The following is a 14,336-nucleotide window of genomic DNA, read 5'->3' as shown; positions in this document are numbered from 1 at the left end:
CCGGCGTTTTTTTTGTCTCCACCGTGCGCAGGGTCTATCGTGGCGGCGCCGGCCCGCGCGCCGGTCCGTCGGGAGGCCGTGCCATGTTCAACCCGCGTCCCATGGTCCAGCCGATGCCGATCGGCCACGGCCGTGCATGCATCGTCATCGACGACGCGCTGCTGGTACCGGAACGCCTGCCCGCCTTCGCCGAGGCCTATCGCGAGGATTTCCAGCCGGCGCCGCCGGCCGTGTTCCCCGGCGTGCACCTGCGCATGCCGGAGGAGTTCACCGAACTGCTGCACGACGTGGTGCGCGAGCATGCCCGCCATGCACTGGGCACGCGCCGCGTCCTGCGCAGCGCCAGCCGCCTGTCGCTGGTGACAACCCCCGCCGCACACCTCGCGCCGACGCACTGGCAACCGCGTCGGTTGCGTGCGTTCGCTCCGGACCAGTGCATGGTGGTGGCGGAACTGTTCCTGTTCCACGATCCGACGCTCGGCGGCACGCATTTCTTCCTGCCGCGCGTCTCGCCGCAGCAGGTGGAACAGCTGGAACACGATGCCGAGGCGCTGTCGCCGGAGGCGTTCTCCGTGCGACATGCCATCACGGCCGGGTATCCGCAGGCGTCCAGCGCCAGCTTCACCCACGCGCTGACCGTGCCGGCGCGATGGAACCGCCTGCTGATCCACGATGGCGGCGCGTTCCGCGCGCCCGCCATTGCCGACGCGGCGCGGCTGAGCGCCGATCCACGCCACGGGCGACTGACGCTGCAGGCCACGCTCGCCTGCAGCCGCAACCGCGTGGCCTGGTGAATGCCGGCCTTCGGTTATCCTTGCGTCCCCGATCCCTGCACGACGTCTTCCCATGTCCGACACGCCTCCCGACCGCCTGGCCTCCGATCCGCGCAGCCCGTTCCATGACGCCGAGGCGATGGACCGTGGCGTGGGCATCCGCTTCAACGGCGTGGAGCGCGACAACGTGGAGGAGTACTGCGTCAGCGAGGGATGGGTGCGCGTGCCGGTCGGCAAGTCGAAGGACCGTCGCGGCAATCCGATGACGATGAAGATCAAGGGTACCGTCGAAGCCTGGTACCGCTCGCCCGCCGGCGAGTGAGCGCGATCAAGCCCCGACACGGGGACTGGACATCGTCGCGTGGCACAATCCCGGCCTGCACGGCACGCCGGGAGGGCGCATGAAGTTCCTGTTGATGATCTACACGGACGACCAGTTGCTGGAAGCGCTGCCCGAGGGCGCGTTCGACCGGATGATGCACGGCTGCATCACCCACGCCGACGAACTGAAGGCGCAGGGCACGCTGATCGAATCGCAGCAGCTGGAACATGGCAGCAGCGCACGCACCGTGCGCGTGCGCGATGGCCGCACCAGTGTGCTCGACGGCCCGTTCGCCGAGACCAAGGAAATCCTCGGCGGCTACAACCTGATCGAGGCCGAGAGCCTGGACGAAGCGGTGAAGATCGCGCAGGACTTCCCGTGGGTCGGCACCGGCAGCATCGAGGTGCGGCCGGTGCGCGACTTCGACGCCGTGCGCCGGCGCGTCGGCGCCTGAGCTATTTCGCCTTCGCGCCGCCGAGGTGGCGCGACAGAAACTCCAGCAGGCGGGTGTAGTACGCACGCTGGTTGGCTTCGCTGTAGAAACCGTGCCCCTCGGTACGCACGTACAGCGTCTCCACCGGCACGCCGGCCGCCTTCAACGCTTTCTCCATGCGCTCGCTGTGCGCCTGCGGGGCGATCTCGTCCTTGCCGCCCGCGGCCAGGAACACCGGGGCGCGGATGCGTTGCGCCAGCGCGGTGGGCGACACGTCCGCCAGGCTGGCGCGGTCGTCGCTGATCCAGTCCTCGGTCCAGGTGCGGCTGGACCGGCTCTCGCGCGAATCCTGCTTGTGCATCAACGCCAGGTCGTACACGCCCACGTAGCCAGCGGCGCACCGGTACAGGTCCGGTTCCCTGGCCACGCCCATCAGCGAGGCGTAGGCGCCGTAGCTGGCCCCGTACAGGCAGATGCGCGCGGGGTCGGCGATCTTCTGCCCGATCGCCCAGCGCGTGGCGTCGGTGAGGTCGTCCTGCATGGTGCGGCCCCATTGCCGTGCGCCGGCCTGCTGGAACGCGCGCCCGTAGTTGCCGGAGCCGCGGTAATTCACGCGAAGCACCGCGTAGCCCGCGCGCACCAGCATCTCCGCCTCGTCGTTGACCTCCCAGCCGTCGAAGAGGCCGAACGGTCCGCCGTGCGGCATCACCACCAGCGGCATCGGCGCATCGCGGCGGTCGCGTGGACGCGTGAGGTAGCCATGCAGCGTCAGCCCGTCGCGGGCGCGCAGCGTGACCGGTTCGCTCGGCGCCAGCACCGCTGGATCCAGCCAGCTGCGCCGGCTGAAGATCAGGTCGGCGGAATTGGTGGTGGTGTCGAACAGGAAGAAATCGCCGGGACTGGTGTCGCTCCAGGCACGCACCACTTTCAGCCGGCCATCGCGCGTGCCCGAGGTGATGGCGATGGAAGAACCGGGGAACGAGCGTTCCAGCTTGCGGTACAGGCGCGCGGTCGGCGACTTCTCGTCGAAGAACGCGGTGCGCAGCTTGCCGTGCATGAAGAAACTGCCCACCGGCGTGCGGCCATCATCGGCATAGATGATGTCGTACGGATCGACCACCGGATCGCGCAGCACCTGCGCGCGCGTACCGGCCACGGTATCCAGCGCCACGATGGCGTCCGGTCCGTCCGCCTGCTGCGCCTGCAGGTAGGCGGTGCGCCCATCGGCCGACAGGCCCAGTGGCCATTCGACGAAGCCCGACTTCGCCTCGTCGTTGACCAGCGTCCAGGGCGACCTGTCATCGGCACGATGGTAGAGCTTGCTGATGTTGTCGTCGCCCGCGCCAAGCGCGAAGCGCACGCGGCGGGCTGCGTCGACGGTGAAACTGGCCCTGCGCACCGGCGCCGTGGCCACGGTGTCCATGTTGCCGTTGACCACGTCCAGCCGTACCACCCGGGTACTGGGCGTGGCGGTGTCCAGCGCGTACATGCCGGCCAGCACCTTGCGCGGATCATCGGGCAGCGTGTCGATCAGGTACGCCGCGCGCGGCTGCACCTGCGTCGCGTCCAGCCCGTAGCGCGCGAAGATCTGCCGCCGCTGGGTACCGTCCGCGTTGGTCGCATACAGCTCGCCGGTGGCGTAAGGCTGGTCGCGCGAACCGTACTTCTTCGCCACCGACACCACCACGCGGTCGTCGCTGACCCACCACACGTTGCTGATGACACTGTCGCTGCCGGCGGTGATCTTCGAGGTCACCTGCTGGTCGGCGCGCCGCACCACCGCCAGGATGGTCTGGTCCTCCAACGGCACGGTCATCGCGTAGTAGTCGCCGGTGGGCGAAATCTTCAGCGTCTGCAGCACGTCCTTCTTCAGGAACGGCTCCAGGTCGACCTGCGCATGCGCCAGCGGCGCCAGCAGGCATCCCAGCAGGATGCCCGCACTCCGTGTTCCCCACCCCATGGATGCCTCCCTTGGCATCGCGTATCCCCGCACGAATTAAAGCGCAGGGCGGCAACGGCAGACAAGCGCACCCGGTCACGCCATTGCGCGACGCGTCTCAGCGCGCGAGCGCGGCCGGCTCCTGCTGTCGCTCGACGGGCACGGGCTCGAGAGTGGCGGCCTCCAGGCGCTGCTGCCCGGCGCGCAGCCACGCCTGCCCCATGTCTCCCTGCAGGTGCTCTCGGGAAATCTGCTCGACCGCGCTGCCATCGCCCCGCTTCGCAGCGTCGAGCAGGCGCTCGACCATCCCGCCCTCCGGCGTGAACGTCTGCGCCTCCGGCCGGGGCGTCGGCACCGGGCCGATGGCGACCGGCCGCCATGCCAGTCCCGCGGCGAGCGCTTCATTGCGGGGGAGCGCATCCAGACAATCGATCCTGCACAGGTGCGACGGCGCCAGTTCTTCTCTGGCCCCGCGCGTGCGTGCGTTGTCGTAGATCGAGGTGCGGTAGAAGAACTGGTGCTCTTCCGAGCGATGGATGACGTTGCGCGCGGGATCGTCCGGTTCTTCCCGCTTGTCCAGGAAGGGACGGTCGCTCAGGCCGTTGAGGTAGTCGATCATCAGGTTGCCGCTACGGATGCCGAGGCCGTCCTGGGTGTAGCCGCCGCCGATGTCGCTGTGCGCGCCGGCCACCGTGACATTGAGAAAGCGCCCACAATCGGTCACGCCGGGATCGAGCATGCGCGTGGACGGGAACAGGTTGCGGCGCTCGTCGTCCGCGGTGATCTGGAAGCCCGATACCACCGATGGCGGGAGACGGCGATCGTGGTCGCGAGGCTCACCCGTGCCGACCGGATCGAACAGGCCGACGGCCTGGATGACGGTACCGGGTTCGCGTAGCGGTGGGCCGACGTAGTTGACGTGCAGCACACGGCCGTCGCCATCGCGCGTCACTTGCGCACCCTCCGGGTTCCTGATGCCGCGCTCTTCGACCAACCGGGTAAAACCGGCCGCCTGTTCCGCACCACGACTGAACCCGATGGCGGCGATGCGGATGTCCGCGTCCGGGTTCTCCTTCAACCAGGCGGCGGACTGCTTCACGAACTGGAGGTACATGTCCTCCATGCGCGACTCGTAGGTATGTCCCCTGACAAGGTCCAGGCCACCGCCGAATCCACCCTGCGTCCCGGGGCCCTCCACGTAGCCTTGTGCGATGCCGGGGTCTCCCAGCGACTCGATCTGTCGGGCGATACGCGCGACGTTCGTGTGGTTCTCCGGCGCGTCCTGGACCATGCTGTTGCCGGTGCCGTCGAACGCCGCAACGAACAGACGATCGTTTGGCTTGCCATTGTCGTGGAGGACAGGCGCGGAGAATGTCGCCAGCTGTTCACTGGCGTGGTGAAAGGTCGCCAGGTCCGAGGCCGTCGCCGGTATCGTACTCACGCCATCGGGGTGTCGTTCTCCGCCCATGTCCTGCTCCCTGGACTATCGCTTCAGTAGGTCCTGCTCCATACGCGCACGAGATCGTCGCGATGGCCGCTGTAAGGGTTACCGGGAATCTGCAGCGCTTTGGTCGGGATGAAAGCCCGCATGTACACCGTGATCGTCCGGTCCTCGACTTCGAGCACGATGTCGGGATCCGTGATGGAGACGCCTTCGCGGATGTCTTCGCGCGGCACCTGATGGACGATCTTCTGATCACGGAAGATCTCGCCGATGTCGACGTCCGCCTCGTGCGGTTGGCCATCCTTCGATCGCCAGACCACATGGGCAGGCGGCGGAAAATTCCGCCGCGCAATGTGGCCCGCCCGCAGAATCTGCTCCCGCGTTCCGCGACGGGACGCCAAGGGAGGACTGACCTCATCCTGGCCCTCGACCCCATGCGTGAAGCCCGCGTAGGTGATCCTGCAGCCGATGGTGTCGAAGCAGTGCGCACCGAAGTTGTGCTGCACGAACCTCAACGGCCAGTCGGCGACCGTATTGTCGATCCTGTTCCCGGCTTCTGCGTTTCCCGATTGCTGCGTCATCGCCATGCTCTGGCATCCTGCGGTTGAAATGATCATCGCCGAGACCAGCGCCAGCGACTGCGCGTGGCGGGGTGAACGTCTCGAGACTGGCGGCTTCCTTCCCTGCATCCGATGAGCTCCCGTGTCGCGCGTGCAGGGACATCTATACGAAAGATGCATCCTGCCCGCAAGCGCACACGCATCGACGCCATCGATTCCACACCTACATTCATGTATGTCAATCGGCCGGCATCGCGTCCTCGTCCATGTGCACCACTTCCCACAGATGGCCATCGAGATCCTGGAAGCTGCGCTGGTACATGAAGCCGTAATCCTTGGCCTCCATCGGCTCGCTGCCGCCGGCGGCCAGCGCCTTGTCCACCAGCGCGTCGACGTCGCTGCGGCTGTCGGCCGACAGGCAGAGGATCACTTCGGTGTGCGTGCGCGCATCGCAGAGCGTCTTGCGGGTGAAGCCCTGGAAGAACGGCTCCACCAGCAGCATCACGTAGATGGTGTCGCTGATGACGAGGCAGGCCGCGTCGTCGTTGGTGAACTTCAGGTTGGCGCTGTAGCCCAGCGCGCCGAAGAAGGCGCGCGACGCCGGCAGGTCGCGTACGGGAAGATTGACGAAGATCTGCGTACTCATGCTGTGGACCTCAACGTTCAGTGGATGAAGGGATCTGTGCGGCGATGCGCGCTTCCTGTTCGCGCAGTTCCGGGGTCAGGGCGTCGCCGAAGTCGTCGGCCTCGAAGACCGGGCGCAGTTCGATCTCTTCGCCGCCGTCGAACGGCGCGCGCTTGATCCACTCGATGGCCTCGTCGACATTGCGTACCTGCCACAGCCAGAAACCGGCGACCAGTTCCTTCGTTTCGCCGAAGGGCCCATCGATGACCGTGCGCTGCCTGCCGTCGAAGCGCACGCGCGCGCCGCGCGAGCTGGGGTGCAGGCCCTCCCCGGCCAGCAGGATCCCGGCCTTGACCAAGGCTTCATTGAATTCGCCCATCGCCGTCAGTTGTTCCGTGCTGGGCATCCGCCCGGCTTCGCTATCGGCGTTGGCTTTCACGATGACCATCACGCGCATGGTGTTCTCCCGTCGTGCGGGCCGGGGAGTCCGGCCGCTTTCAGGAGTGCGACGAACCGGAGAGGAACGGATCGACATTCGCGCGGCGAGGATCGATGCGCGCGGACAAGGCGACGGGCCCCGCCCTACTGCAGGCGCAGTTTCAAATCGCGGCGCGCCTGGGCTTCGTTGCCGCTGTAGTCACGGGCGGTGATCCGCAACGTGTAGTCGCCTGGCGGCAATGACCCCACCTGCCAGCTGCCTTCGGCCCATTGGCCGTCGCGGACGGTGTTGGTCACGCTGTAGCGGAAGCGCGTCACCGCACTGCCGTGCACGGTGATGCCGCTGCCGGGGGCGTAGGCGACCTGCACCGCATCGTCGGAAGGCAGGCGCTGGAAATCGAGGGTCATCCGCGGCGTCTCGAAGCCGGCGACCGGCGTGCCGTCGTCGTGCAGCAGCTGGTAGCCCAGCGCATGCAGGCCGAGCCGGCGCCGCGGCAGGTTGCGGTCCACCTGGTCCCAGGCATCCACCACGATGCGCACGCCCTGCAGGTCGCGCGGCACCAGCACGCGGCCCTCCTGCCGCTGGTCGATGGGCTGGTCCAGCGTGTCGAACAGGGCGACCTCGTCGATGCGAGGCGGATACGCGTCGGTGAAGCCGGCGAAGCCGAGCGCGATGGCGTTGCGCTCGTAGCCCGACGGCCCGATCGACAGGTGCACGTGCGCCATGCGGTTGACCGTGCCCAGCGCATCCCCGGCGGCGAAACGCGTCCCGCGGCGCACGCGGATGCGGCTGGGATCGCCGCTGAGGTCATGCAGCAGTTGGAAGCGCACGGGATCCAGCAGGTCGCCGCGCGGCGTGCGGCCGACGCGCATGTGGATGTAGTCCAGCGCGCCAAGGCCCAGGCCTTCGCTGAGGCCGTCGAAGTTCCAGGCGGCGGACGGGCTGCTGACCTTGCCGTCGGCGATGGCGAGCACCGTGGCGCCGACATCGCCGCGGATGTCGAGGCCACCGTGCAGATGGTGGCGGCTCTCGCCGCTGTAGTCGCCGCGTACTTCGCCCAGCGTGCCGACGACTTCGTGCCAGCCATCCTGCGGCGCCAGCGGCCAGCGGCCCGCGGTCTGCGGCAGCGGATCCTCCGCCGAGGGACCGACGATGGCCGGTGCCGGCAGGGCGCCGTCCGCCAGCGCCGCGATGCGGTGCACGCGATGGCTGCCCGCGTCGGTGACATGCACCTGTCCTGCCGCGTCGACTGCGAGTCCCGCCGTCCGCGACAGGCGCTGTCCCGGCATGTGGCCGGCCAGCGCGTGCCAGCGACCATCCCGCATCACCTGCATCACCCGACCGGTGAACAGCTCGCCGACATACAGATGGCCGTCGTGCGTCAGCGCCAGCGACAGCGGTCGACGCGGCCCGGCCTGCGTCGGCAGGTCGGGCTGCATCGGCAGCGTGCTGACGCCGCCCTGCCGCCCGATGCGGCGGATGGCGTCGTTGCGCAGGTCGGCGATCCAGGTCACGCCGGTGGCGTCCACGACGATGGCGGTGGGCGTATCGAAGCGCGCCTCGCTGCCGGAACCATCGACGAAACCCGGTGCATCGCCACCGGCCAGCGTGGTGACGCTGCCATCGCGGTCGATCAGGCGGATGCGGTCGTTGTAGGTGTCGGCCACATAAACGCGTCCGCCGCCGTCCACGGCTACGCCGATCGGGCCGTTGAACTGCGCCTGCAACGCAGGACCGTCGCGGAACCCCGGCGTGCCGGTACCGGCCACCGTGGTCACCACGCCGTCCGGGGTGATCCGGCGGATGGCGTGGTTGCCGGTGTCGGCGACGTAGAGATTGCCGGCGCCATCGCGCGCCAGCGCCGACGGCGTGTGGAACGCCGCCGCCGCGCCGGTGCCGTCGGTGAAGCCTTCGCTGCCGCCGGCCAGGGTCGACACCACGCCATCGCGGGTGATGCGGCGGATCCGGTTGCTGTCGCCGGCATCGGCGACGTAGCGCGTGCCGTCTTCCATCACGACGATGCCCCAGGGATCGTCGAAGCGCGCCTGCGGGCCGGCGCCGTCGCGCGTGCCACGCACACCATCGCCGGCGACCAGGGACAGTTGTCCGGTCCAGCCGAACGCGGTGACGGGCGGACCGGCGTCGGGCACGGGAACGGGGAAGCGCGGGGTGACCAGGAAGGTCGCGGCCAGGGCGATGGTGGTCAGTACCACCACCACCCACAGCCAGGCGGTACGACTCATTGCGTCAGCGAGGCGGCGGAGAACGGAGCCGCATCATGGAGACTCGGCACGCGCTTGGGAAGCGCGCCGCCGGGTCAGAACCCGCTCGCGCTCACCTGGCAGGGCACGGTGAACGTCACCACGCCGCCGGCCGGCAGCACGGGTACGGCCACGCCGCCGCCGACGAGGCTGGGCAGCGCGCCCGCGCCCGGACAGGCGCCGCCCCCGCTGGCCGCGCAGGTGATCGGATTGCCTGCCGCCGGGCAGGTCAGGCCGGCACCGGGCGTGTCGCTGACCACGGCACCATCGGCGGCGGCGGGACCGGCGTTCGACACGACCACGGTGAACGTCTTCACCTGCCCGCTGGTGGCGGCACCGGCGGCGGCCGACTTCACCACCGACACGTCGACCACGCGCGCGCGATTGGTGATCGTGCAGACGATGGCCTGGCCCGCATGGGCACTGGTCAGGGTCAGCGTGTTGCCGCTGAGGCTGCCGCCACTGCACGACCATGCGCTGGCGGTGTAGCTCCGCGCGTTGCCGGCACCCAGCGTTTCCGCCAGGGTGATGACGTTGCCCGGCGCTACCTGCACGGCGGTGCCGGTATCGGTTTCCGACGCGCTGTTGGCGGTGGATGACAGCGCGGCGTTGTTGGCGCCGCCGGTGGCCGCCAGCACTGCGGTGTCGTTGATGGCCGCATCCACCCACGTCTTGGCCAGTGCCAGCGTGGCGGTCGCGCTGTTGCTAAGCGTGCAGGTGATGGTCTGGTTGGCGCGGTAGGCGCCGGCGGCGATGGTGAGCTGGCGCGTCGCCGTGCTGATCGTCGCGGGCACGCTGGCGTTGCTCTGATCGGTACAGCTGCCGGCCGTCAGCACATAGCCCGACGGCACCGTGGTCTCGGTCAGCGTAATCGCGGCGGCATGGTTGGTCACCGGGTACACGGCGGAGGCCACTGGTGAGTTCTGCGCCGTGGTGGTCAGGTTGAAGCTCTGCGACAGCGCGTTGCTGGCGGTGATGCCGAACGTGCCGGTTCCGCCGGCGGACTGCTTGCGCACGATGACGTTGGAACCGGGGACGCTCCAACGGAGTTCGAGCTCGTCGCCGCCGGCAGGACCCGACTGGGAGACGCTGAAGGTCAGGCTGGTGACGCCGGTACCGTTGAAGCGGATCGAGCCGCACGCTGTGCCGCGCGCCACGGACGCGGCATTGCCTGTCCGGCACTCGCCGTCCGCACTGTCGGCGAAGGCAGTGCCGGTCTGCCGGAAGAAGGTATTGCCACTCAGCACGAACTGCGGGTTGCCGCTCAACTCCGTCATCGTGACCGTGCCGCCCGTCGCGCTGGTGGCGCCGAGCGTCCAGCGCGAGCTGTTGGGATCGCTGCCGATGGCGCCGCCGAGGCGGTCGATGTGCAGCACGGGGTTGTCGACCGCCTTGCTGAAGGTCACGGTGTAGTTGCGCGTACCGCTGTCGTGCAGCATCACCAGCGAGGGGCCGCCGGGAACGGTGCCGCCGTAGGGCTCGGTCCACCACCCACCGGTGGTCGACGTGTTGAAAGCGCCGTTGGCATAGTTCTGGTCGGACGCGCCCGTCCAGGTGACCGTGATGCCGTTGACATTCGTGTTGGCCGAGGCGGACCCGCTGGTGGTCCACGTGCCGGTAATCAGCGCCAGCGCGGATCCTGCCGCCAGCAAACCGGCGATCAGCAGACCGGCCTGCGCGGCACGGCGTTGCCGGCCACGGAATACGCGGGCGGGGCGGGAGACGAGGGAGGACGGCAGACGTGTGGAACGTGCGCCCTGCGGACGCAAGGCATCAATAGCGCGGTACGACATCGACGAACGGATCCCCTGACGCTTCTGTGGAAGAGGCGCTCCGCAGGTCCATCCCGACAACGGACCCTATTGCTTGCCCCCTGTGGCAAGCCGACCCAGGACGCCGTCCAGGCAAGGAGGGGTCGACCGCAAATGTGATCCGTATCTTAACTTACAGAATTCACATTTGCGACATGGGTCACATTGAACTGCCGCCGGGCAAGGCGAGCAGGGTCACGGCTGCGGCCGCCGCTGCTTCCGCAGGGGTCAGCCCGTCTGCAGGGGCTTGAAGGGGGAATCCAGCACGACCGGATGCGCCGGCTCGCTCGGCTGACCGGCGGCGGCGACGCATTCGGGCGTGCGGGCCGCCGAGGCCTGCAACTCCCGTCGCTGGGAGCGCTCGCTGAAGTAGAAACTGACCGGGATCCGCACCTGGGTGGCGATGGGTCGCCCATCCACCTCTTCGGGCACATAACGCATCACCGCGACCCAGGCTTCCAGGATGGCCTTGAAGTCCTTCACGGAGCCGCGCGTGGCGTTCATCGACTGCAGCGTGACCAGCCCATCCTCGCCCACCCGCACGTCGAGGTTGATGTTGGCCTGCGCCCCCGACCGCATCGCGGTGGGCGGATAAGGCAGCCGCGGCAGTCGCAAGGCGTCGTTGGCATAGCCCGGGCCATTGCCCTGGTAGTCCATGCCGATGTGCAGACTGCCATCGGGCTTGGGAATCGCGCAGGCCTGCAGCCTGACGTGGGTGATACCCGGCTTGGCCACCCCGTCGACGTGCGCCGGCTCGAAGCGCCATTGCGCCACGCGCCGCTCGATCGCCTCGCGCACCGGCACGGGCAGCTTCGGATTGGCCTGCACCTGCCGGGGGACGCCTTCGGCGTCCAATACGATCCTGGCGGTGGCGGGAAACAGCACGGGATCGTCCTTGCCTTCCGCAAAGGCCGATCCGGCCACCAGCAACACGCCCAGCGCACACCATGGCTTCATCGTGGATCTCCTGAATCGGCGACGGCGGACGTCAGCCTGTCGTGATCGGCTTGAAGGGTGAATCGAGCACGACGGGCTGAGGGGCTTCTTCCTTGCCTCCGCCCATGGCTGCGATGCATTCGGAAGAGTTTCGCTTGTCCTCGCGCTCCTGGCGTACCTGTTGGCGAGTGCTTAGCGGCCCTCCCATCGAGAAGTCCACGGGAATGGCGACGCGCGTTGCAACGGGTTTGCCATCGACCTCTTCGGGTACATAGCGCAACTGGGCGACCCAACTACGCAGCGCTTCCTCAAACAAGCGCAATTGGCCACGCTGGACTTCGATGGTGTCTACGCTGGCGCGTCCGTCCGCACCGACCTTCAGTACGACGCGGAACGAGCCTACTTTTCCTTGCTTGGCAGCATCGATCGGGTAGCGAGGTGCAGGATGGAAATAGCGTCCATCGGCATAGCCGGGTCCGTTCCAGTCGTATTCCACTGCCAGCCGCATGTTGCCGCCGTCGGAGGGCACGGCGCAGGCATCGACAAATACGGTCGTCGCACCGGCATGCGCCTGATTGTCGATCCGTGCCGGCTCGAACCGCCATGCCATCACCCGCTCGGCGACCGCGCCGCGAATGACGGCGGGCAGCCTCTGATCGACCTCGACCTGCTGCGGCACACCCTGCGCGTCCAGCGCAACGCGTGCATGGGCGCGGAAATGTATCGGCTTCTTCTCCGGTTCCGCCGACGACGCGCCTACAGCCACCAGCAACAGTGCAACGCCCAGCATCCTGCGCATGCTTCACCTCCCCGGGGACAGGCGAAGCATAGCGCCATCCGCCCTCAGCGCGCAGGCAGCGGGTCGTCCTTGTAGATGGCCACGTGCGGCACCCCTTCGGTGCCGATCCAGCCGCGGTACATGCCTTCGGTGTTGAACGGGAACGCCATGCTGCCGTCGGCGCCGAGGGCGATGGCACCGCCGTCGCCGCCCGCCTTGGGGATGTCGCGGTTGATCACGGCGTCCGACGCGCGCGCGATGCTGTGCCCGGCCAGGCGCACGCGCGCGCAGACCTCGTGCGCGGCGGCGGCGCGGATGTAGTACTCGCCCCAGCCGGTGCCGGACACCGCGCAGCGGTCGTCGGCCCACGTGCCCGCACCGATGATGGGCGCATCGCCGACGCGGCCGTAGCGCTTGTTGGTCATGCCGCCAGTCGACGTGCCCGCCGCCAGGTGGCCCGTCGCGTCCAGGGCCAGAGCGCCGACGGTGCCGAAGTAGGCTTTGCCCGGCAGTTCCAGCGGCATGTTGCTCGCCTGAGCCTGCGCTTCTTCCTGCAGCGCTTTCTGCAGCTGCTGCCAGCGCTTCTCGGTGCGGAAGTACGACGGATCGACCAGCGTCACGCCCTGCTCCTTGGCGAAGGCTTCGGCGCCGCCGCCGACCATCATCACGTGGCGCGATTTCTCCATCACCGCGCGCGCCAGCGTGATCGGGTTCTTGACCCGGTGCACGCCGGCCACGGCACCCGCCTTGCCGGTGGCGCCATCCATGATCGACGAATCGAGTTCGTTCTTGCCGTCGTGGGTGAACACCGCGCCGCGGCCGGCGTTGAACGGCGGCGCATCCTCCAGCACGGTAATGGCCGCGGTGATCGCCTCCAGCGCCGGCTTGCCGGCGGTGAGCTGCGCATGGCCGGCGCGCAGCGCCGCTTCCAGCGCCTTGCGGGCCGCGTCTTCGTCGGCGGGCGTCATGCCGGCGCGCTCGACGCCGGCGCCGCCATGGATCACCAGCACCGGCGCATCCAATGCGACCAGCACGCCATCGCGCACGGCGTAGCGGCGTTCGGCGGCAGGCTTGTCGACGCGGCCGCTGGGCAGATGCAGCACGGAATCGACACCGGCGATGACGGTGTCGACGCGATCGAGCTTCATCGCTTCGTCTTCGACCTGTTTCTGCGCGAAGCCGCCTTTCACCACCGTCGCACCGGCGCCAGGCGCGGTCGCGTAGACACGCGCGCGGCCATCGCCTTCCACGGCGACAGCGGCGTCTTCATCCACGCCCAGGCCGATCAGCGGGCGCTGCGCGATCGATTCGGCCTTGGCGACGAAGGCGATCAGGCGGCCCAGACGATTGCGTTCGCTGAAGTGCGTATCGGTGATCACGCCCTTCAGCAGCGCCAGTTGCAGGAAGTCCGTTTCTATGGTGTTGTCCGGACCGAGCGGATCGGCCAGTGCGCGTGGGCTGATCTGGCTGCCGCCATCCATCGCGCCGTACAGGTATTCGCCCTGCATCGCCAGGCCGGCGCTGGTGCCGCCCAGCGGCTTGCCGGCGCGCACATGCGCGTCCAGCGCGGCACCGACCGGCGTGCCACGCCAGTAGCGCACGTAGCGCGACTGGTCGCCGCCGGCCAGGAAGATGCCGTCGGCACGCTTCAGGCTGCGCAGCACGTCGGGATCGCTGGCGCTTTCGCGGTCGCTGAACACCCAGGTCTCGACCGAGGCGATGCCGCCGACCTCGTTGAAGAATTCCTCGCCGATCTCGCCGGCCTGCGACGCGCGCAGCACCACGATGTGGCCGTTGCCCGCCTTCTGCATGAACCATCGCAGCGCATCGAAATTGCGGTCGCCGCCGCCCATCAGCAGCAGGCCGGGCTGCACCTGTCCCGGCGTCTTCGCGCTGACATCGCCGAGCACGTAATGCGCAGGCTGGGCGGCGAGTGCCGGCAAGGACAACGCGAGCGCCACCACGCAGACCGCGCCGCGCCGCAACAGGCCGAAGACAGACACCATGCCGTACTC

13 protein-coding genes and 1 pseudogene are annotated in these 14,336 nt (G+C 68.5%); 3 read left to right on the top strand and 11 right to left on the bottom strand.

What is annotated here, in order from left to right; genetic code table 11:
* Positions 1–83 precede the first annotated feature (83 nt).
* The 3 genes from ASD77_RS07115 to ASD77_RS07105 all read left to right on the top strand — a co-directional run bounded on the left by ASD77_RS07115 (position 84) and on the right by ASD77_RS07105 (position 1,549).
* Positions 84–794, top strand: coding sequence for a DUF6445 family protein (locus ASD77_RS07115; protein WP_156383510.1), 711 nt, complete (start codon positions 84–86; stop codon positions 792–794).
* Between the two features lie 52 nt (positions 795–846).
* Positions 847–1,095: a DUF3297 family protein gene (locus ASD77_RS07110; RefSeq protein WP_055939363.1), complete on the top strand. Its 249-nt coding sequence runs from the start codon at positions 847–849 to the stop codon at positions 1,093–1,095.
* Between the two features lie 79 nt (positions 1,096–1,174).
* Positions 1,175–1,549 carry a YciI family protein gene (locus ASD77_RS07105; RefSeq protein WP_055939360.1) on the top strand — a complete coding sequence of 125 codons (375 nt, stop codon included), beginning with the start codon at positions 1,175–1,177 and terminating at the stop codon, positions 1,547–1,549.
* A 1-nt stretch (position 1,550) separates the two neighbouring features.
* Here the strand turns inward: ASD77_RS07105 and ASD77_RS07100 are convergent, their stop codons facing one another.
* The 11 genes and pseudogenes from ASD77_RS07100 to ASD77_RS18460 all read right to left on the bottom strand — a co-directional run.
* The gene (locus ASD77_RS07100; protein ID WP_055939357.1) at positions 1,551–3,488 is read right to left on the bottom strand and encodes a prolyl oligopeptidase family serine peptidase; all 1,938 of its coding nucleotides are present in this window, start codon (positions 3,486–3,488) and stop codon (positions 1,551–1,553) included.
* Between the two features lie 97 nt (positions 3,489–3,585).
* Entirely contained in the window at positions 3,586–4,935 is a 1,350-nt protein-coding gene (locus ASD77_RS07095) for a DUF2235 domain-containing protein (RefSeq protein ID WP_082563162.1), read from the bottom strand.
* A 23-nt stretch (positions 4,936–4,958) separates the two neighbouring features.
* A complete protein-coding gene (locus ASD77_RS07090) occupies positions 4,959–5,498 on the bottom strand; it encodes a hypothetical protein (RefSeq protein ID WP_055939351.1) in 540 nt (179 codons plus the stop codon).
* Between the two features lie 211 nt (positions 5,499–5,709).
* Positions 5,710–6,117, bottom strand: coding sequence for a VOC family protein (locus tag ASD77_RS07085; RefSeq protein WP_055939349.1), 408 nt, complete (start codon positions 6,115–6,117; stop codon positions 5,710–5,712).
* A 10-nt stretch (positions 6,118–6,127) separates the two neighbouring features.
* Positions 6,128–6,553 (bottom strand): YciI family protein, encoded by a 426-nt coding sequence (locus tag ASD77_RS07080; RefSeq protein ID WP_055939346.1) that lies wholly within the window; start codon positions 6,551–6,553, stop codon positions 6,128–6,130.
* Positions 6,554–6,678: 125 nt separating this feature from the next.
* Positions 6,679–8,778 (bottom strand): gluconolaconase, encoded by a 2,100-nt coding sequence (locus ASD77_RS07075; protein ID WP_055939343.1) that lies wholly within the window; start codon positions 8,776–8,778, stop codon positions 6,679–6,681.
* A 74-nt stretch (positions 8,779–8,852) separates the two neighbouring features.
* Positions 8,853–10,589, bottom strand: coding sequence for a DUF11 domain-containing protein (locus tag ASD77_RS07070; RefSeq protein ID WP_082563161.1), 1,737 nt, complete (start codon positions 10,587–10,589; stop codon positions 8,853–8,855).
* Positions 10,590–10,835: 246 nt separating this feature from the next.
* The gene (locus tag ASD77_RS07065; protein WP_055939338.1) at positions 10,836–11,564 is read right to left on the bottom strand and encodes a hypothetical protein; all 729 of its coding nucleotides are present in this window, start codon (positions 11,562–11,564) and stop codon (positions 10,836–10,838) included.
* Between the two features lie 31 nt (positions 11,565–11,595).
* Complete coding sequence (locus ASD77_RS07060; protein ID WP_082563160.1) at positions 11,596–12,342, bottom strand: energy transducer TonB; 747 nt, start codon at positions 12,340–12,342, stop codon at positions 11,596–11,598.
* Between the two features lie 44 nt (positions 12,343–12,386).
* Positions 12,387–13,367: an isoaspartyl peptidase/L-asparaginase gene (locus tag ASD77_RS18465; RefSeq protein ID WP_235578515.1), complete on the bottom strand. Its 981-nt coding sequence runs from the start codon at positions 13,365–13,367 to the stop codon at positions 12,387–12,389.
* Between the two features lie 201 nt (positions 13,368–13,568).
* A pseudogene (locus ASD77_RS18460) lies at positions 13,569–14,132 on the bottom strand (cyanophycinase); the annotation flags it as partial.
* Positions 14,133–14,336: the final 204 nt, after the last annotated feature.

Source organism: Pseudoxanthomonas sp. Root65, from assembly GCF_001427635.1.
GTDB lineage: Bacteria > Pseudomonadota > Gammaproteobacteria > Xanthomonadales > Xanthomonadaceae > Pseudoxanthomonas_A.
This window is presented reverse-complemented; position numbering and strand designations above follow the sequence as displayed.